Source organism: Rhizohabitans arisaemae, from assembly GCF_025996515.1.
Lineage (GTDB): Bacteria > Actinomycetota > Actinomycetes > Streptosporangiales > Streptosporangiaceae > Rhizohabitans > Rhizohabitans arisaemae.
In genome coordinates this window covers 638918-658184 of sequence record NZ_BLRH01000060.1, presented here as the reverse complement: position 1 = coordinate 658184, position 19267 = coordinate 638918, and the positions used below count along the sequence as shown (strand labels likewise).

At 69.0% G+C, this 19267-nt stretch carries 17 protein-coding genes and 2 pseudogenes; 12 read left to right on the top strand and 7 right to left on the bottom strand.

Annotated elements, in window-relative coordinates; translation table 11 throughout:
• Positions 1-169 precede the first annotated feature (169 nt).
• On the bottom strand, positions 170-2071 hold the full coding sequence (locus RUR_RS31520) for a multicopper oxidase family protein (protein WP_283138866.1): 1902 nt from the start codon (positions 2069-2071) through the stop codon (positions 170-172).
• A gap of 264 nt (positions 2072-2335) precedes the next feature.
• The gene (locus RUR_RS31515) at positions 2336-2584 is read right to left on the bottom strand and encodes an aldo/keto reductase (protein WP_283138865.1); all 249 of its coding nucleotides are present in this window, start codon (positions 2582-2584) and stop codon (positions 2336-2338) included.
• A 104-nt stretch (positions 2585-2688) separates the two neighbouring features.
• Between RUR_RS31515 and RUR_RS31510 the strand changes: the two genes are divergently transcribed.
• Positions 2689-3330, top strand: coding sequence for a TetR/AcrR family transcriptional regulator (locus RUR_RS31510; RefSeq protein WP_283138864.1), 642 nt, complete (start codon positions 2689-2691; stop codon positions 3328-3330).
• A gap of 121 nt (positions 3331-3451) precedes the next feature.
• Here RUR_RS31510 and RUR_RS31505 read toward each other — a convergent pair whose 3' ends face one another.
• Positions 3452-4897: an FAD-dependent monooxygenase gene (locus RUR_RS31505; RefSeq protein WP_283138863.1), complete on the bottom strand. Its 1446-nt coding sequence runs from the start codon at positions 4895-4897 to the stop codon at positions 3452-3454.
• 51 nt (positions 4898-4948) lie between these two features.
• Between RUR_RS31505 and RUR_RS31500 the strand changes: the two genes are divergently transcribed.
• The 4 genes and pseudogenes from RUR_RS31500 (at position 4949) to RUR_RS31485 (ending at position 7002) form a co-directional block, all read left to right on the top strand.
• Positions 4949-5152: a helix-turn-helix domain-containing protein gene (locus RUR_RS31500; RefSeq protein ID WP_283138862.1), complete on the top strand. Its 204-nt coding sequence runs from the start codon at positions 4949-4951 to the stop codon at positions 5150-5152.
• A gap of 8 nt (positions 5153-5160) precedes the next feature.
• Complete coding sequence (locus RUR_RS31495) at positions 5161-5646, top strand: Clp protease N-terminal domain-containing protein (RefSeq protein WP_283138861.1); 486 nt, start codon at positions 5161-5163, stop codon at positions 5644-5646.
• Positions 5647-5871: 225 nt separating this feature from the next.
• Positions 5872-6090: pseudogene (locus tag RUR_RS31490) on the top strand (response regulator transcription factor); the annotation flags it as partial.
• A gap of 207 nt (positions 6091-6297) precedes the next feature.
• Positions 6298-7002 carry a GNAT family N-acetyltransferase gene (locus RUR_RS31485; protein ID WP_283138860.1) on the top strand — a complete coding sequence of 235 codons (705 nt, stop codon included), beginning with the start codon at positions 6298-6300 and terminating at the stop codon, positions 7000-7002.
• A gap of 43 nt (positions 7003-7045) precedes the next feature.
• Here the strand turns inward: RUR_RS31485 and RUR_RS31480 are convergent, their stop codons facing one another.
• Together RUR_RS31480 and RUR_RS31475 are read right to left on the bottom strand one after the other, a co-directional pair.
• Positions 7046-8212, bottom strand: a complete 1167-nt coding sequence (locus RUR_RS31480; RefSeq protein ID WP_283138859.1) for a sensor histidine kinase — start codon at positions 8210-8212, stop codon at positions 7046-7048.
• A gap of 62 nt (positions 8213-8274) precedes the next feature.
• Positions 8275-8925, bottom strand: a pseudogene (locus RUR_RS31475) (response regulator transcription factor); the annotation flags it as partial.
• Between the two features lie 200 nt (positions 8926-9125).
• Here RUR_RS31475 and RUR_RS31470 point away from each other — a divergent pair.
• Genes RUR_RS31470 through RUR_RS31455 form a run of 4 tightly spaced genes read left to right on the top strand, consistent with a single transcriptional unit; the run spans position 9126 to position 12641 of the window.
• Entirely contained in the window at positions 9126-9647 is a 522-nt protein-coding gene (locus RUR_RS31470) for a hypothetical protein (protein WP_283138857.1), read from the top strand.
• Positions 9644-10711 carry a peptidoglycan-binding protein gene (locus RUR_RS31465; RefSeq protein WP_283138856.1) on the top strand — a complete coding sequence of 356 codons (1068 nt, stop codon included), beginning with the start codon at positions 9644-9646 and terminating at the stop codon, positions 10709-10711. Before RUR_RS31470 ends, RUR_RS31465 begins: the two co-directional genes overlap by 4 nt.
• Positions 10708-11439, top strand: coding sequence for an ABC transporter ATP-binding protein (locus tag RUR_RS31460; protein ID WP_283138855.1), 732 nt, complete (start codon positions 10708-10710; stop codon positions 11437-11439). The genes RUR_RS31465 and RUR_RS31460 overlap by 4 nt, the downstream gene beginning before the upstream one ends.
• A complete protein-coding gene (locus tag RUR_RS31455) occupies positions 11436-12641 on the top strand; it encodes an ABC transporter permease (protein WP_283138854.1) in 1206 nt (401 codons plus the stop codon). Before RUR_RS31460 ends, RUR_RS31455 begins: the two co-directional genes overlap by 4 nt.
• A 392-nt stretch (positions 12642-13033) precedes the next feature.
• On the opposite strand, the gene RUR_RS31450 is transcribed toward RUR_RS31455, so the two are convergent.
• The gene (locus tag RUR_RS31450) at positions 13034-13711 is read right to left on the bottom strand and encodes a macro domain-containing protein (RefSeq protein WP_283138853.1); all 678 of its coding nucleotides are present in this window, start codon (positions 13709-13711) and stop codon (positions 13034-13036) included.
• A gap of 296 nt (positions 13712-14007) precedes the next feature.
• On the opposite strand from RUR_RS31450, the gene RUR_RS31445 reads away from it, so the two are divergent.
• Complete coding sequence (locus RUR_RS31445; RefSeq protein ID WP_283138852.1) at positions 14008-15612, top strand: ADP-ribosyltransferase domain-containing protein; 1605 nt, start codon at positions 14008-14010, stop codon at positions 15610-15612.
• A 95-nt stretch (positions 15613-15707) separates the two neighbouring features.
• Here RUR_RS31445 and RUR_RS31440 read toward each other — a convergent pair whose 3' ends face one another.
• On the bottom strand, positions 15708-16085 hold the full coding sequence (locus tag RUR_RS31440) for a VOC family protein (protein ID WP_283138851.1): 378 nt from the start codon (positions 16083-16085) through the stop codon (positions 15708-15710).
• A gap of 106 nt (positions 16086-16191) precedes the next feature.
• On the opposite strand from RUR_RS31440, the gene RUR_RS31435 reads away from it, so the two are divergent.
• Entirely contained in the window at positions 16192-16584 is a 393-nt protein-coding gene (locus tag RUR_RS31435; RefSeq protein WP_283138850.1) for a hypothetical protein, read from the top strand.
• Between the two features lies 1 nt (position 16585).
• The gene (locus tag RUR_RS31430; protein ID WP_283138849.1) at positions 16586-19072 is read left to right on the top strand and encodes a DUF4132 domain-containing protein; all 2487 of its coding nucleotides are present in this window, start codon (positions 16586-16588) and stop codon (positions 19070-19072) included.
• Positions 19073-19267 lie beyond the last annotated feature (195 nt).

The window sequence follows — 19267 nt, the reverse complement described above, 5'->3', positions numbered from 1 at the left end:
TGTTTCTAGATCATCCTGCCCTAAGCTCAATTCTGGCGCGTGGCAATGGGGACTTATGAAGCGAACGGGCCGCTGTCCGTGGATCCCTCCACGGTGTCACCGGCGGCGGGTTGGGATCCCGCCCCGAGCGATTTTCCGCGTATTCGCCGTACAGGGTGATCTGCCGGGGTCAGGGGCTGATGCGGTACGGGCGCATCATCTCGTTGTCCTCGTGTTCCAGTAGGTGGCAGTGCCAGACGAACAGGCCTGGCCGGTCGAATAGGGCGACGATTCGCGTGGTCTCGTTGGGATAGGCGATGACGGTGTCCTTCGACCCGGTCTCCCAGCGTTCCGGGGGACGTGGGGCTCCGCCGAACGGCTGGCGGTCGGCGACTCTGAACTCCACCTCGTGGACGTGGATCGGATGCGCGTCCGTGGTGAAGTTGTGGAACTCCCAGGTCTCCACCGCGCCCACCCGGGGGTTCTCGGTCACCGGGTCGGACCACATCTGCGCTTTGACGGCCCCCTCGGCCGTACCGAGGAACAGCGCGGAGGATCCACCGCCGGGAATGGCCGACGACATGCGCTCGATCAGCGCGAGTTTCCGTGTTCGGGTGGGTGTGCCTATCGGCCGTACAGGCGGCAGGTCGAGCCGGTCGGGGGGAACGGTCGTGTCCTGTCCGGTCAGTCGGCCCACGGTGAACTTCATGACCTGGCCTGTGGTGGCGGGGTCGGCGTACCCGGCGGTGGAGCTGAACGCCCCGTCGGGAGCCTCGTTGATCAGGTAGAGCGGGGTGCCTTCCCGTACGCCGGTGAAGTCGACGATCACATCGGCTCGCTCGGCCGGCGCCAGCAGGAGGGTGTCGAGCTCCACCGGGGCCGTCAGGAAGCCGCCGTCCGAGCCGATCTGCCAGAACGGCAGCGCCGCGGGCACCGGGCGTTTCCCGTGCGGGTTCGTCACCAGCTTGAGTGTGAGGAAGCGGGAGTTGCAGCCGTTGAGGAACCGTAGCCGGAAGCGGCGGGGTTCCACGGTGAGGACCGGCCAGGTGCGGCCGTTCACCATCATGGCGGTGCCGAAGAACTCGGGGTTCCAGATGGGCGGCACGTCGCTGCGTGGGATGTACGGCCCGGCGAAGCGGTCGAAGGCCATGCGGCTGTCCGGGTAGGCGAGCGAGCCGTCCGCGGCGAACGACCGATCCTGGATGACGACGGGTATTTCGTAGTATTTCGTGCCTTGCGGGTCGCCGAACGCCGGTGTCGGCCCGGGCAACACGCCGGCAGGGAGGTCGTCGGCGCCGCCGCGCAGCAGGTAGAAGCCGGCCAGCCCCGCATACACGTTGAGCCTGGTGATCCCCAGGGTGTGATCGTGGTACCACATGGTGGTGGCGCGCTGGTTGTTCTCGTAGCGGAACACCGCGGCGCCCAGCCTCCAGGAGACGCCGTACTGGGTTGTGAACATCTCCGCGAAATCTGAGTATTTCGACCCTTTTGTCGCATAGCCCACAGGGATGTCGCGCGCGGCAGGCAGGTACCAGGCCTCGGGGAAGCCGTCGCTGTGCTCCGCGCTCCGCCCGCCGTGCAGGTGGGTGACGATCGGGACCGGCCCGCGATAGCTGCCCGGGGTGGTGGGGAACGAGGGGCGTGAGTCCCGTTTGGCGCGTCCCCCGCCGGGGTTGGCCCAGTGCAGCGTCGGATCCACGGGAAGCAGGTGGGGCAGGGCGTCACCGTTCTTGTCGAGGAGTTCGTTTACCCAGGTGACCTGGACGGGGCGGCCGAATCTCGCCTCCAGGGTGGGGCCGGGCGTCCCGAAGATCCCCTTGGATCCGTAGCCCCAGACCGTGGTCGGCGGGTTGCCGGGCGGCAGGATCTGCTGCCGGAACCGCCGGATGCCGACGACGTAGCGGTCCACCGCTTCGCCCGCCGAGGAGGAGGCGGGCATCACCGGTGGAACCGCCAGCGGTGTGACGTATTTGTCGATGGACGCCGGATTCAGCATGCCGCCGGGCACTTCTCCAGACCGCGATGCCGCGGCGCCGCCAAGGAGCAGCACCCCGCCCGCACTGGCCTTCAGAAGATTCCGTCTCGTGATCACGCAACCCCCGATGGTGACCATATGGACCTGGTTACCCTGCTTCTACCCATCCCCGCAGGTCAATCCGGTTCCTTCGGTGAGATCTATGCGGCAGGGGGTGCTGAGAGTTCGCCGATCGGTGGGTTGAGCCGGGCAAAGCCCTCTTGACGCTGGTAGGGGAAGTACGGGTAGGGGGCCGTCTTTCTGCTTGCCGTATCGAGTTTCGCCATCTGCTCAGAGGTGAGGGTCCAGCCGACGGCGCCGAGGTTCTGGCGGAGTTGCTCCTCATTGCGGGCGCCGGCGGCCCTTGATCGCTGAGCCCAGTACCTCTTCGGAAGCGCCGTTGGAGTAGACGTCGGCCGTGTCGAACATCGTGACCCCGGCGTCGAGGCAGATGTCCACGAGGTGGCGCGCTTCCCGTGCTTGGGTGTTTCCCCAGGCGCCAAAGAGCGGTCCTTGGCCGCCGAAGGTGCCGGCGCCAAAGCTCAGCGCGGGAACCATGAGTCCGGAAGCGCCCAATCGCCGGTATTCCATGGTGGATCCCCCTTCACCCGCGGGGCGGGTTAACGGTTCTAGAGTTTCATTAACATGGATGAGCATAATGGATGCAGGCAGGTTAACGGAACAGGAGTCCCATTATGGAGCTGAGTCCCGGGACCATCCGCCCTGGAGGTCGTACGGCACGGGTGCGGGCAGCCGTACTCCAGGCGGCTGGGGACGCTTTGGCGGAGGCCGGCTTCGCCCAGCTGGACCTTGCCGACGTCGCCCGCCGCGCCGACGTGGGGAAGACGACCGTCTACCGGCGGTGGGGTACGGTGACCGGGCTTGTGGCCGACCTGCTGACGGACATGGCCGAGCAGTCGCTGCCCCGCACCGAGACGGGCTCGCTCCTCGGCGACCTCAAGGCCAATGCCCGGCTCGTGCAGCGGACCTTGGCCGACCCGCGGCAGGGGGCGCTGTTCAAAGCGTTGATCGCAGCCGCCACCTGTGACGCGAAGACGGCCGAGGCCCTCCGCCGCTTCTACGCGATCCGGATCCGGGAGTGGGCGCCGTGCGTGCGGCAGGCCGTCGATCGGGGCGAGGCACCGGCGGGCACCGACCCGCACGAGGTGATCCGTGCCGTCTCCGCCCCTCTCTACTATCGCCTGCTGGCCGATGGCGGACTCCTCGACAAGGCCGCCGCGGATCGGGCCGCCGAGGCCGCTGTGGCCGCGGTACGTGCGGGAGCGTTCCTGCGGGACGGGCGAGATCCCGGCTCCGCCCGTTCCGGCGCGGTGTGACCTCGCTGTTCCGGGCCGGTCGGTGCGCCACTGCCGACCGGGCGGGGTCAGGTGTACGGCTGGTGCGGCAGGCGACCGGGATGCCCCAGGCCGTACGCCGACACCTGATCTCTTCAGCCGGTCATCGGCGGGCCGGGGGCGTGAACCATGCGTTGACTGCTGCCGATAGGCCCTCGGCGCCGGCCCAGGCCACATAGCCGTCCGGGCGGATCAGCAGGGTGTCGGCAGGCGGGTTGTCACACTCCGCTCTGACGAGGTCGATCCAGTCGCCGGCGTCGTCGTCGAGTACGGCGCCGCCCCCGAGATCGAGGAGTACGGGGCGGGCCCGGTGCATGAGCTCGGCCACGCGCTGCTCGCCGTTCTCCGTGGTCAGCGTGAGGTTAGGGACCAGGCGGCCGACCAGGGGATGGTCCGCTTCGCCGTACCGGCCGGGGCTGCGTAGCAGCTCGGCGAGGTGGCGGAGCGGCTGCTCGTAGGCGAAGATCTCGGCGAGGAGCGTGCGCAGGGCCTCGCCGTCCTCGCCGGATAGACGGTCGAGCAACGCTTGGGCGCGGGTCTGCATGAGGGTGCGTTCGGCCAGGGGCCGCCGTTCCTCCTCGTAGCTGTCCAGTAGGCTCTCGCTTCCTCGGCCGCCGAGGCACGCGGACAGTTTCCAGCCGAGGTTGATCGCGTCCGTCATGCCGACGTTGAGCGCCGAGCCGCCTGCCGGGAACAGGTGGGCGGCGTCGCCGGCCAGGAACACCCGGCCCGCACGGTACCGTTCGGCCAGCCGGGCTTGGGTCACCGTGCTCGACAGCCAGATCGGCTCACCCAGCGGCAGGTCCCGGCCGAGTACCCGGCGGACGGCCGTCTGGAAGTCGGCGAGCGTGACCGGCTCTGCGGGAGGGGTTCTCTCTTCGCGTACCCCGACGACCTGGACACCCGGTTGGAGCGAGGTCAGGAGCAGGCGCCCGGTGCGGGTGTGGTTCCAGCCCGGTTGCAGCCCGGCCATGTCGGGATGGTCGAAGACCCCGGTCGTCCGGGCGGTGGTGAAGTGGCCCAGCCACATCATCTCCTTGTCGGTCGTGCCGGGGAAGCCGATGCCGGCCAGTTCCCGGACCAGGCTGTGACCGCCGTCGCAGCCCACCGCGTAGCGGGCGCCGAGCCGGAAATCCGCCCCCTCAAGGAGCACTCGGGTCTCGTCCTGGGTGAGTGAAGTCAGCTCATGGCCCCACCGGATCTCCACGCCGAGCTCGGCGGCGCGCTCGCCCAGCAGCCGTTCCAGCCGGGGCTGCTGGATCAGCAGCATGCGGAGTTCGATGTCGTCCACTCCGGCGAAGCGCAGCGGGACCGGGCCGAAGGGGAATCCCGGCGGGGTACCGCAGAACGGACTGCCCGCGCTCAAGCGGTCGAGCAGCCCGCGGTACTCCAGCAGCTCGACGATGTGGCCGCCCAGCCCGTTGGCTCTGGGCAGTTCGCCGGGTTCGGTTCTCTTGTCCAGCACGATCGGACGGGCGCCGGTCAGGCTCAGTTCGCAGGCCAGCATGAGACCGACGGGCCCCGCTCCAATGATCACGATCTCTTCCATGGTTGTCAGGCTAGATTGACAAACGAAGCGCTGTCAATCTAGCCTGACACTGTGGAGCTGGAAGAACTGTCCGAACGCATCAGATCCAATGACCCCGCTCTGGGGCTTCGTGCCGTAGGGGCACTGCACCGGCTGGCCGAGCAGGTGGAGGCCGTCTCGGTCACGCTGGCCAGAGAGCAGGGGTGGACCTGGGAACAGATCGGTGACGCGCTCGGTGTGTCACGGCAGTCCGTGCACGCCAAGTATGGGAAGTGAGGAGCGCCATGTTCGGTGCGGAAAAGAGCCCGTTCGCGGTAGCGATCAAGGCGGCCGCCGAGGAGGCCAGGCAGCGCGGCGACCGCCGTATCGGGACCGAGCATCTCCTGCTCGGGCTGCTGCGCAACCCCGATTCCACCGGTGCCCGCGCGCTCGGCGTGGACTTGGCCGCCGCGCAGACCGCCCTTGCCGAGCTGGACAAGGCGGCACTGCGCGCGCTCGGGTTGAACGTCGGCGCGGTACCGCAGGCCAGACCGCGCAAGCACCCCGCGGTGTCGGCCACCACGCTCACCACCAGCGCCCGGGCCGCCATCACTCAGGCGATCAAGGTCACCAAACGGAAGGACAGAGACACCCAGGCGCCCGTTCAGGTCCTGCTGGCGCTGCTCGCCCAGCGGCGACCGGACCCGGTGGCGGACCTGCTCGATCACCTGGGCGTGGATCGCACCGCCGTACGGACGGAGATCGAGTCAGGCGGCGGCCACGCACGATGACGGGTACGCCGAAGGCCACGTGATCGCCACTGATCATCCGGACTTGGGGAGCGGCTTCGGAGGCGGGTCACGAGGGGGAGCGGCCGGTTGGTGTACGGCCCTGGGCCGCCCGAGCCGACGGGGTCGGCCCCACCCGGGACGGACGCCTGACCTCTGGGCGGATGAAAGTACACCGTGGGGAGCAGCTCTGCACCGTTTGGCAAGAGCTCCGGGCCGATCGCCGGGGATCACGCCCTGGAGGTGCTGACCGACCGCGAGCGCGAGGTGGTCGGGCTGGTCGCGCGGGGGCCGTCCAACGAGCAGATCGCCGAACGGCTGGTGATCAGCCCGCTCACCGCCAAGACCCACATCACCCGATCGCTTGCCAAACTGAACGTTCGCGACCGCGTCCAGCTCGTCATCCACGCCTACGAGACCGGTTTGGTCCGTACAGGCCGCGAGTGATCACCGTTGGCCGTACCATCCGTCTGCCGACCCACGGTCGGGATCGGTGGTTCCGGTTCCCGACCTCGATGGGCCGGGCCCGATGGCCGTAGATCGCCTCGAGAAGGGACCGTCGCTGTGTCATCCCGCGCAGATGCTCTGGAGTCCAAGGATCAACTCATCACCGTCTGGACCGCTCTGGTGCAAGACCGAGGCGGGGAGGTCAGCATGGACGACGGTGTCAGCCGCATGTGGGCCGACAGCGCCTTCGGGTTCTGGAACACCGTGACCCTGACCGGTGCGGACATCGCGTCGGAAGCCCTCGGCGACCAGCTCCGGCGGGCCGCGTCCTTCATGAGGTCCAAGTCGCGGCCCGGATACCTATGGATCTTCGAGGAGCTGCTGAGCCCCCAGGCGAGAGAGGGCCTGTTCCGTCATGCCGCCACGGCCGGGCTGGAACTGGCGTTCTCAGGCCGCGGTATGGCCGGCGACTTGTCCATCCCCGAGCCGTTTCATCCGGAACTGGAGTTCCGGCGTGTGGAGACCGACGAGCAGCTCACGGTCTACGGCGACATCAACGCGCGTGCCTACGGCATGCCGCCCGAGGCGGGCAGGGACGCCCTGGCCGGCTCCGGACTCTGGCGCAGCGATATCCACGCCTACCTCGGATATCGCGACGGGCGGCCGGTGACCTGCGCGGCCACCATCGCCGGCCCTGATTCGATCTTCCTGGCACTCGTCGCCACCCTGCCCGAGGAAATGCGCAGAGGGTACGGCGAAGCCGTCACCCGCAAGGCGATTCACGAAGGCGCCAAGCGGTCCGGGCACCGGCGTCTGGTCCTGCACGCCACGCAGGCCGGGCAGCCCGTGTACGAACGCATCGGCTGCCACGCCAACACACCTATCCACTTCCTCCAGCTCGCCCAGGCCTGACCGGAGCACATCGGCCGCACCGGGCCGGTTAGGGCGATGCTCGTCAGGGAAAGCGAACGCGCACGGTGAGGCCGCCCCCGGGGTTGGCCTCGGCGGTGACGGCGGCGCCGTGGGCTCGGGCGATGGAGGCGACGATGGACAGGCCGAGCCCGGAGCCCTCGCCCGCCGTGTGCCGGCGTTCATGGAGGCGGCGGAACGGCTCGAAGAGCAGTGGGGCCTGGTCGGCGGGCACGGGCGACCCGGTGTTGACGATGGTGAGCATACGGTCCGGGGCGGTGAGGGTCATCCGTACGGTGCCGCCCCGCTCGTTGTAGTGCAGGGCGTTGCCGAGCAGGTTGCGGACGAGGTGGGCGAGCAGCACCGGGTCGCCCTCGACGGTCGTCGGCGCGGCCGTGATCTCGACCGAGACGCCGCGTTCTTTCGCCTCGTCGGCAAGTTCGGCGGCCACGTTCGTCGCGGTCCGGTCCAGCGCGACCGGTTCGGGTCGCTCCAGTCCCTCGTCGGTGGCGGCGAGCAGCAGCAGCGACTCGATGAGGTGCCGGCTGTGGTCGGCGACCTCGATGAGCTTGCCGCGGATCCACCGCACCTGTTCGGGGTCCGGGTCGAGCAGGCCGATGTCGGCCGCCGCCCGCTGGACGGCGAGCGGGGTCCGCAGTTCGTGTGCGGCGTTGGCGGCGAACCTTCGCTGGGCGGTGACCAGTTGCTCGATCCGGTCCAGCATCTGGTCGAAGGTGTCGGCCAGTTCCTTCAGCTCGCCGGGCGGGCTCTTCAGGCCGATGCGCTGGTGGAGGTTCTCGCCGGAGAGCTTTCTGGCGGTGGCGGTGATCACGCCGACCGGGCGCAGCACGCGGCCCGCCATCCACCAGGCCAGCAGCACTGAGAATGCGGCGAAGACGGCGAGTGCGATGCCGGAGACGGTGAGCAGGCGGCTGAGCGTGGCGTCTGCGGCGGCCCAGACCATCATGGTCTGGGCGTACTTTCCGGCCTGGTCCAAGGGGATCAGGTTGCCGGGGCGGGGTTCGGTCGTGAGCGGGACGAACCGGATGTCCGAGTGCACGCCCGAGAAGGCGCTGCCGATGCGGTTGTCGAGCCCGTCCTGGACGAAGGAGTAGATGACCGCGACGAGCACGAACGCCGCGCCGAGCAGCAGGCTGCCGTACAGGACGGTGAGGCGGGCACGCTCGGTGGCGGGGCGCAGCCGGCGGATCATTCGCCTGCCTCCGGATCGGCCGGGGGTCGCTCGCCGTCCTCCGGCTCGGCCGGGGTGGCGGCGATGCGGTAGCCGGCGCCGGAGACGGTCTCCACGACCGGCGGGTCGCCGAGTTTGGCCCGCAACCGGCTGAGTGCGACCCGTACCGGATTGGTGTTGTAACCCGCGTACTCCTCCCACACCTGCTCGATGAGGTCCTCGCCGCTGACCACCGCGCCGTCGGCCCGCATCAGGGTCTCCAGGACGGCGAACTCCTTGCGGGTGAGCGTGAGCCTGCGGCCGTGCCGTTCGGCTTGGCGGCGTGCGGTGTCGAGGACGATTCCGGCCCGCTCGATGACCGGGGGGAGCGCCGGTCTGGCACGCCGGCCGAGCGCGAGGACCCTGGCCAGGAGCTCGTCGTACGCGAACGGCTTGGTGAGGTAGTCGTCGGCACCGAGGCCCAGGCCCGCGACCCGGTCGGGGACGGTGGTGGCGGCGGTGAGCATCAGGACGCGGGTGAGCAGGCCGTCGGCTACCAGTCGGCGGAGGACTTCGTCGCCGTGCAGGCCCGGTAGATCGCGGTCGAGCACGAGAACGTCGTAATCACCGAGCTGCGCCTTGCGCAGCCCACTGAGGCCGTCGAGGGCGATGTCCACTGTGATCGCGTCACGGCGCAGACCCATGGCGATCATCGTGGCCAGGAACTCCTCGTCTTCCACCACCAGTACGCGCATGTCATATGTCTACCTGAAGCGGACATTTCGCCGTTGTTACGCAGGCATGCGCGCCTGGGCCGACAGCGGCCCGCACCAGGGCTCGGACCGGCTGTAAGAGAAACGAAACAGCCCCCTCTGCGACTCTCTCACCAGCTGCGATCACGCGGTGCCGACACTGCGCCCGCCGTCGTGCACCCCTGTCCGTGAGGAGAAACACAATGAGGAACCACAGGCTCCCCCTGATCCTGGCGTCCGGTCTCGCCGCCCTGGCCATGTTCATCACCGGCTGCGCCCAATCGTCTGGATCGGACGGAGGGGCGAAGGGGACGGTCACGACGGACGGTAACGGAGCGGGCGACAGTGAGGCCATCGACAGTGCGGCTGTCGACAAGGCGCAGGCACGGCGTTCCTGCCTGCGAAGCAAGGGTATGGACGTGCCCGACCCGAAGCCGGGCACGAATCCGAACGCCGAACTGCTCATGCCGCCCGCAGACGCCTCTCCGGAAAAGTGGCAGAAGGCGCTCAATGAGTGCAGCGGCGCAGGCAGCGGGGGTCAGAGCGACCCAAGCGGCCAGCAGTCGCTGGACCAGCAGGTCAAGATCGCGGAGTGTGTGCGCGCGAAGGGCTTCGACATGCCCGACCCCGAGCCGGGACCGGCGGGGATGACCGGCCAGTTCATGATCCCGCAGGGGGCCGACCCGGAGAAGTTCATGAAGGCGCTGAACGAGTGCGCCGCATGAGGGGCCGCACCATAGCCGTCACCGTGGCGGCGGTCGCGGCCGTGGCGGGTGGCGGCTTCGCCGTCACGAGCCTGGCCGACCGGTCGGACGCCATGGACTCCGGGCAGCGGCAGACCGGGCTGCCATCGGCCACCGCGCCGATCGTTGACGGCGATCTGGTCAGCAGCGCCAGCGTGGACGGCACCCTCGGCTACAACAAGCAGAGCAAGGTCAACTCGGGTGCGGCGGGCACGGTGACCTGGATCAGTGTCGCCGGTGCCAAGATCAGGCGAAACGGCCGGCTCTACGCCGTCGACGGCAGGAGCGTACGGCTGATGTATGGAACCGAGCCCATGTACCGGTCGCTCAGAAACGGGAACTCGGGCAACGACGTCCGGCAGCTGAAGCGGAACCTGCGGGCGCTCGGGTACGGCGGCGGCCTCGTCGCCGACAACAAGTTCACGCCCGGCACGGCCGACGCGGTCAAGCGGTGGCAGCGGGCGCACGGGCTGAAGGCGACCGGCGAGACCGGTCCCGACCAGATCGCGTTCGCGCCCGGTGCGGTGCGGGTGCAGAGCGCGGACGCGGCCGTCGGCGACCGGACCGCGCCCGGGCAGCGGTTGCTCACCACCACCGGCTCGGCCCGGGTCGTACGGTTGCAGGTGAAGGTGGCGCAGGCGGTGCTGGCCAAGGTCGGCGTGAAAGTGCGGGTGCAGCTGCCGGACGGAACCGCGACCGGCGGCACCGTCTCCTCGGTCGGGTCCACCGCGAAGGCCGGTAGCGACCCCAACGACAGGACTCCCCGGATCGCCGTCGTGGTCACGTTCGATGACCCCGGCAAGGTCAAGGGCTTCGACAAGTCGCCCGCCACGGTGCGGCTCAAGGGTGAGACCCGCAAGAACGTACTGAGTGTGCCGGTCGGGGCGCTGCTCGCGCTGGACGACGGTTCGTTCGGGGTGCAGGTCGTCGAGAACGGCAAGGCCCGCGAGGTGAAGGTGAAGCTCGGCATGTTCGCGCAGGGCCGGGTGGAGATCTCCGGCGACGGGCTGCGGGGCGGCATGCGGGTCGGGGTGCCGTCGGTATGAGCACCGTCATCCGAATCGCGCCGCCGGTGGTCGAACTCGCCGGTGTCACCAAGGAGTACCCCGGCGGCGTCGCCGCGCTGCGCGGGGTGGACCTGACCGTCGAGCGGGGTGAACTCCTCGCGATCGTCGGGCCTTCGGGGTCGGGCAAGTCCACGCTGCTCCACATCGTCGGCACCCTCGACCTGCCGACGGCGGGGTCCGTGCGGATCGCGGGGTACGACGCTGCTGCGCTCGGCGACCGCAAGCTCTCCGCGCTGCGGGCCCAGCACATCGGGTTCGTCTTCCAGGCGTTCCACCTGGTGCCCGGCATGAGTGCCCAGGACAACGTGGCCGAGGGGCTGCTGTACTCCGGGCTGCCGCGCGCCGAACGCCGCAGGAGGGCGGGTGACGCACTCGAACGGGTGGGGCTCGGCGAGCGGTTGAAGCACCGGCCGCACGAGCTGTCCGGCGGGCAGAAACAGCGGGTCGCCATCGCGAGGGCGGTTGTCGGCGAGCCCGATCTGCTGCTCGCGGACGAGCCGACGGGTGCGCTCGACTCGGCGTCCGGCGAGGCCGTGATGGAGCTGCTCCATGAACTCAACAAAGAGGGCGCCACCATCGCCGTCATCACCCACGACACGGAGATCTCCGAGATGCTGCCCCGCCAGGTCAGGATCCGCGACGGCCTGGTCGTCGAGGACGTCGGCAACCCCGTGGCGGCTTCCCTCTCGATGGGGGACGCCCGGTGAGCGGGCGGCGGCCGGCCCTGAAGCCGGCCCGGCTGACTCCCCGGGACGTGCTGCACACCGGCTCGGCCGGGATGCGAAACCGCCCGATGCGAGTGGTGCTGTCCGCCCTGGGCATCGCGATCGGCATCGCCACGATGATCGCGGTGGTGGGCATCTCCGCGTCCAGCAAAGAGCAGCTCCTTCAGGAACTCGACAGGCTGGGTACCAACATGCTCGTCATCACCGCGGGCGAGGACCTCCTGACGGGGAAGAAGGTGCCGCTGGCCAAGGACGCGGCGGGCCGGGTGGCGCGGATCGACGGCGTGGAACACGTCGGCGCCACCGGCCTGCTCCCCTTTTCGGTACGGCGTTCGGACAAGATCTCCGACGACATCACCGGCGGCATCGCCGTCCAGGCCGCGAGCGAGGACCTCCTCACCACCCTGCGGGCCCGCATGATGAGCGGCACCTGGCTGAACGGCGCCACCGGCAAGTACCCGTCCGTCGTCCTGGGCGATGTGGCCGCCAAGCGTCTAGGCATCACCGCGGCGGGCCAGCAGGTCTACATCAATGGGCAGTACTTCACCGTGCTCGGCATCATCGGCCCGTTGCCGCTGGCCCCCGACATCGCCCGCTCCGCGCTGGTCGGCTGGGACGTGGCCCGCTCCCAGCTCGGCTTCGACGGCCGCCCCACGACCGTCTACGAGCGCTCCGCCGACGCGCGGGTCGACGCCGTCCACGCCCTGATTCCGCGCTCGGTCGACCCGCAGACCCCGCGCAACGTCAACGTCAGCGACCCCTCGTCCGGGCTCCAGGCCAAGGCCGCCGTGGAGGGGGCCTTCAGCAACCTGCTGCTCGGTCTTGGGGGAGTGGCTCTTCTGGTGGGCGGCGTGGGTGTCGCCAACACCATGATCATCTCGGTTCTCGAGCGTCGTTACGAGATCGGGCTCAGGCGCTCGATCGGCGCCACCCGTGGCCAGATAAGGATCCAGTTCATCACCGAGTCGCTGCTGCTGTCCGGGCTCGGCGGCGCCGCCGGCATCGTCCTGGGCGCCGTCGCCACCGGCGTCTACGCGGCGAGCAGCGGCATCCCCTGGGTGATCCCGCTGTGGGCGGTCGGCGGGGGCTTGGCCGCCACGCTCGTCATCGGCACGGTGGCCGGCCTCTATCCCGCGGTCCGCGCTTCCCGCCTCTCCCCAACCCTGGCGCTGCACGCGAGCTGACCGGCCGCGCCCCGAGGCGTCCGCGCGTATTTCCTCCAAAGCCCGCATACGCGCGGCCCCTCCGGGCCAACGGAGTCCCTGCCCCCGAGCTTGCCCGCAAAGCTGGCCATCACCTCGGGCAAGAACCAGAGTAGGTGGCCCTCTTGCCGTAACAGCAGGGAAACAGGGGCGGCGGGTGCATTGTCCTCGCCCGGCTGGGCGCAATCCTAGGGGCGCCGAAGACCCTGGGAAGAAGGCTCACCCTTGTGAGCAGAGACGAACCAGGTCCAGCTCGTCAGCCTCGCCTACGAGAGCGGCCTGATCCGTCCAGGCCGCGAGTGGCCGCCTGCGGCCGTACCTTCCGGTTATGCCGTGGTGTAGGTGTGTGTACGGCCGTACGGTGTGACGCCTCGTCAGCTGCGGGAGCGCGGAGAGGTGGGCGGCTTGATCCGGACCCGCTCCTCCTCGGGGCGGCTCTCGATGTCGCCCAGCTGCTCGCGGAGCGTCTGCCGCAGGTCGTCGTAGTCCTCGAAGTAGTAGTCGTTGAAGAGGGTGTAGCCGGTCCACATCAGGTTCGCGCACACGCGTGCCGGTACTCTGCCCGTCGCCGCGCCCATGCCGACCAGCGCCACCGACCCGATGCTGTCCGCCTCCAGCGCGTTCTGCATGTGGATGGCCTGGAAAGCGGCGGCGCACGCCAGAGCCACGTTCAGCGTTTGGCTCACGTTCTCCGCCGACTCCACCATGGTCGGGGTCGAGATCAGGAACTTCGGGTTGGTCGCCCCGGACGGCACGCACACGGCACTTCCCACCGGCATCGATCCCCCGAACCGAGCGCCGATCGCCTGCTTGACGCGCAGCTGGATTCCGGCTCCCAAATGGCGCTTGACGACCGCGTCGACGCCGCCGTTCATGTCTCCACCGGAGTTGGTCGGGCTGACCCAGGCGTCGACGTGCTGGTCGAGGATCGACCCCTTGAGGATCTCAATCTCGGGGGTGTCGGCGAACGCCGCCCGCCAGGCCTGCACCACCCGCGCGTTGACGTCCACCAGTACTACCTTGCGCAGCGGCTTCACACGCTTGATGGCCATGGCTCACTCCAGTCGAGGGGAAGGGCGTTTTCGACAGTCCCGAAGGTAGCGGACGGCGCCGACAAACAGATCTTGGCGTGAGATCTATCGGCGATCTTGGCGGTTGCGCACATACCAACCCAGGGCTAGCCTGCCGTGAGTCTTCCGCGGATCAGATCTTGAAGTAGCCGATGCCTGCGGAAGGAGAGCCCACCTTTGCCGCCGGCCACGTCCGGCGTCGCATTCGTGCGGCATATTCCCGCCCCTGATCACCCGTGCCGTCGCCGGCACGGAGTACCCCCACCCGGGAGCCCCCGATGAGCGACACCAGCACCCCCACCCCGCCCGACCCGAACGACCCGCTGGCCTTGGCCGAACTGTTCAAGGGCGGCGGGGAGCCGTGGCTGCCGCTGCTGAAGCCGGTCATCGAGGCGCAGCCGGACGCGGCCACCTTCATCGGCCCGGGCCGCAGCCCGCAGGTCGTACCCGTCCGGGAACTCACCTTCCAGGCGCTCAAGCCCAACCCGCCGCACAAGTGGAAAGTGGTCGTTTTCGGCCAGAACCCCTACCCCAGGGCCGAGAGCGCCACCGGCATCGCCATGTTCGACAACACCTTCCACGACTGGAAGGACAGCCAGTTCGGCCGGGTCGTCTCCATCCGCTGCATCATCAAGGCGGCGGCGATGTGGAAGCACGGCATCCCCAAGAAGACCCCGATCGCCGACATCCGCAAACTGCTGAAAGAGCACGAAACCGTACAGCCGCCGGAGTGGTTCCAGGCGATGCTCACCCAGGGTGTGCTGCTGCTCAACGCGGCGCTCACCGCCAGTGGCGACGGGGCGATGGCCACCGACCGGCACACCGCGTTCTGGCGGCCGGTCGTCGAGGCGCTCATCGAGGAGATCCTGAGTGCCAAGCAGAACGCCGACGTGGAAGACCGGGGTGTGGTCTTCGCCTGGTGGGGGGCACACGCCCGGAGCCTGAAGTCGCTGGTGCTCCGGCTTCAGAAGAAGTACCCCGACGTGGAGGTCCGGCACATCGACCACCCCAACCCGGCGGCGCAGGGCGACATCTTCTGCGACGGGAACCACTTCGCCGACGTGAACATGGCGCTCAACGCGCTGGGAGCCGACGAGATCGACTGGCTGCCGAGCAAGGGGTGGGACGAGCTCGCGGCGCAAGCCGACGGGGCGGACTCGGGCACGGCCGAGCGGATGCGGGCGTTCATCGCCTCGACGATGGAGTTGCACCAGCTCTACCTCGAACGACTTGCCAGCGTCAAGGACGAGGGGCTGGTCCTTCCCGCGATCAGCGGCGTGTTCGACACCCCGTTCATGGACTTCCGCGAGGCCGTCGCCCCGGTGGCCAAGCTGCTGTCGGGCCTCGACTGGTACGTGGAGAAGTCCCACGTGTTCGGCAACAAGCAGGCGGGCAACCTGTCCGCCGACGAGGTCGCGGCTCTCTACCTCTACACCTGTGAGTCGGCGTTCTATCGGCAGATCAACGCCACCCTCCGCGACCCGGACCGCACCAAGATCGTCCCCTACTTCGCCTATTTGCGACTCCTGTTCTCGGCCGTGTCGCGGCTGCCGGTCCGCACGGAGCCGCTGTGGCGCGGGGTGCCGCTGGACATGCGGGCGCAGTACCCCCTCGGCCGTACCGTGACCTGGTGGGGCGTGTCCTCGTGTACGTCGGAGCTCGGCGTGGCCAAGGCGTTCCTCGGCAGCCGCGGCAAGCGGACGCTCTTCGAGGTGCTGCCCAAGCGGGCCGTGGGCATCCGGAGCTTCTCCGCCTTCACCGGCGAGGAGGAGTTCATCCTCGCCCCCGGCACCCAGCTCAAGGTGACCGACGTGAAGACCGAGCGCGGCGGCCTGTGCACCGTCCAGCTCACCGAACTGGACGAGCAGTACCTGGTGGCGTGACGTCCTTTACGGCGTGCGCCTGTCGGCGCACGTGACATCCGTCCTGGGAACAAGGCCCGGGTCCGGCTCCAACTTCCGGACCTGGGCCTAAGCGGCTACGGCGTCCACAGGCAGAACGGGTGTCCGGCGGGGTCGAGGTAGACCCGTACGTCGTCTTGGGGCTGGTACTCGGCGAGCGTCGCCCCAGCCGCGAGCGCGTGGGCTCCGGCGGTGTCGAGGTCGCCCACCTCGATGTCCAGGTGCATCATCATCTGCTGGTCCCCGGGGCCGGCGGGCCAGGTCGGCCTGACGTAGGCCGGGTCGGTCTGAAACGACAGCCCGGCTCCTCCGCCGGGCGCGCGGAGCGCCACCCAGTCGGGTTCGTCCATCCTTCTCGCCCAGCCGAGCAGCCGCTGGTAGAAAGCCGCCAGCTCACAGGCGTCGGGTGCGCTGAGCACCGTCGCCGTCAGCGTCATCTGCGGTGCTTCGGCCATGCTCTCTCCCCAGCTGGGCTGAACCTGGTGTTACCGGTCGGCTGTTTGTCGGTTCCCCCTGATATCGATGATCTTCACACATTCCCGATGATTGCGGAGCCGCGTGATGGCAACGGTCACCTTCAGGGACGAGACGGCGGTGGGGAAGCCGATCGAGGAGTTCACCGTGCCCGATCTGCCGGAGAGTATTTCGGCACGGGAGCTGGTACGGCTGCGCGTCCGCGAGGAGGTGGCCCGCTACAACGCCGATCCCACGGCCCGGTTCACCGGCCTGGTCCGTCCCGTGGACGCCGAGGTGGAGTTGAACGGCTACCGGATTGGCGACCGGCGGCGCATCGACTGGGAGAAACAGACGGACGCCGCCGAGCGGGCCTTCCGGCGCAACGGGTTTATGCTGCTCGTGGGCGAGCGCCAGATCGAGGATCTGTCCGAGACGATCGATCTGACCGCCGACCCTGTCGTGTCGTTCATCAAGCTCGTCCCGCTGGTCGGCGGCTGACATGAAAGAGATCGACGAGGAAGGCAGCGCCTACGCTCACCTGCTGCACCAGGGAGATGACAGGGAGGCGTACCGCCGCCTTGACGTGCTCTTCGAACGAGGGCTGCCACCCGGGCCGGACACCGACTGGCGGTTGTACGGGCACTGGGCGCAGCTGAAGCTGAGCCTGGGGAAGGAAGGCGGGCATGAGCACGATGAGCGAATCCTGCGACTGATCCGCTCGGTGGCCGAACTCGACATCGACTGGGCACGCGAGGACGTGAGTGATCTCGTGTGGCGGGCGCAGGCACTGGTCCTATGCGGCCACACCCGCTATGAGGAGGTCTTCCGGCTCCCGCTCGCGGCGGCGCGCCGCTTGGGCTTCCAGGAGCGCCGCGAGGTCCTCGAATGGCTGAAGGAGAAGCCGCTGAATCCCCACTTCCGGATGCCGGCGTGGGATGCGCGGGCCGGCCAGGTGCGGGAGGCGCTGGCCGGGCAGCTGGACGAGCTGTTCACGGAACCGGCCGAGCACGGCCCGGCCGGTGCGGTGCGGAGCGTGATCTGGGAGTGCGACCCCTTCGCGCGGATGCTGGCCGAGGAGTACGGCCCGCGCCTGGCCGCACCCGAGGTTCTGCCGTTGCTGCGTCACTGGAACACCGCCCGGTCCACCAAGCCGAGCGGAAAATGGCTCCGGACCGCCGGCACGCTGCTCACGCCTGACGTGGTTGCTCTGGTCCGGGAGATCCTCACCCGGCTGAAGGCCTACCGGGAGCGGAAGATCAGCCGGCGCGACAACCACGGTCACGAGTGGACGGAAACCGTCTTCCTACACGCGCGCACCATCATTCCGGTACGCGGCATGATCTGGACGTGTGAGGTGATCGAAGATCGGTGGGTGCCCTCGCTCCTCGGCGATGTCGCGTTGACCTGCGGCACGGGAAGCAATGGGATGGGCTCGACGTGCCGCAGCGAGACGGTCACCAATGCCGCCGTCGGAGTCCTGGCCCGCCGTGGCGGGCTGGAGGCGATCGTGCCGCTGGCCCGGGTCCAGGCAAAGGTCCGCGCGAGGTCCGTGCTGGCCAACGTGGCACGCACGTTGGACGCGGTGGCCACCGAGGCCGGGCTGACCCGCGATCAGCTGCTGGACCGGACTGTGCCGGCTTTCGGTTTGGGCCCCGACGGGGTGCGTGAGGAGAAGATCGGCGATTATCGGGTACGGCTGAGCGCCGACGGTCCTGCACTGCGGTTTCTCAACACGTCGGGCAAGGCCGTCAAGTCGGCTCCACAGGCGATCCGCAAGGACCCGGCGCTGGCCGAGCTCAAGATCACGCTGAAGGAGCTCAGACAGACACTCGCGGCCGAGCGGTTCCGGCTGGAGCAGGCGTTGATCAAAGAGCGCACCTGGAGCTGGCAGGAGGTGACCGAGTACTTCCTCGACCACCCGGTCACCGGCCTGTACGCCCGTGCCCTGGTCTGGCAGGTTTCGCCGGGCCCGGCCGGGCTGCCGTTCAGGACCGAGTCGGGCTGGGAGCTCGCCGACCCGCAGGGCCAGCGCACCCGGCCTGACCCTGACGCCCGGGTCGGGTTCTGGCACCCGATCCACGCGAGCGCGGACGAGGTGCGGGACTGGCGCGACCATCTGCTGGAACACGGCGTACGCCAGCCGTACAAGCAGGTCTTCCGCGAGGTCTACCTGCTGACCCCCGCCGAGGAGCGGACCCGCACTTTCTCCAGCCGGTTCACCGGGCATGTGATGCGCTACGGACAGGCCAAGACACTACTGAACCAGCGCGGCTGGACGGGTCTGGCGATCGGCCACTGGGACTACGAGTGCGGCGGAGATCGAGGGGAGGCGCTCAGGGAGCTGTCCGGCTGGCGGGCACGATGGGGGATGCATGTCGCTTCGGACCCGGAGGCCGACGGCTGGGACACCGCCTCGCTCTGCGCCGGTGAACAGATCACCTTCTACCGGAACGGGCCGCAGGAGGTCTCCGGCCACGACATGGCGGGCAACCGGATCGCCCTGGAGGGCGTGCCCCTGACGGAGGTGCCGCCGCTGGTGCTGTCGGAGGTGCTGCGCGACGCCGACCTGGCCGTCGGCGTCGCCTCGGTCGGCCTCGACGCGCAGGCCGTCGGCGGGCACGAAGACTACTGGCACTCCTACGGGTTCGGCGAGCTGTCCGAGACCGCCCGGATGCGGCACGACGTGCTGGTCAGGCTCCTGCCCCGGTTGAAGATCGCCGATCGGGTGGAGCTGACCGACCGGTTCCTGCGCGTACGCGGGAACCTGCGGACCTACCGGATCCATCTGGGCTCCGGGAACATCCTGATGGAGCCCAACGACGCCTACCTGTGCATCGTGCCCGGCAACGATCGCGACGCCACGTCGGTCTTCCTGCCCTTCGAGGAGGACGGCGGCATACTGTCGATCATCCTGTCCAAGGCGTTCCTGCTCGTCGCCGACACGACGATCACCGACCCGTCGATCACCCGCCAGCTCGTCATGTGAACGGCCACCTGGACACCAGGTTGAGCACGTCGCAGGTCGGCGGATGAGCTTTGGTACGGCGGGGGCTGGCATCCCGCGAGGGGCAGGGGTGGCCCTTCCGGTGACGATCCTGTCGCCACAAGTCGATCACAAGTCGAACGCAAAGGTCCGCCGCGATGCTTGGTGACAGGAAGCGAGCCGTGTCGTAGGAGGCAA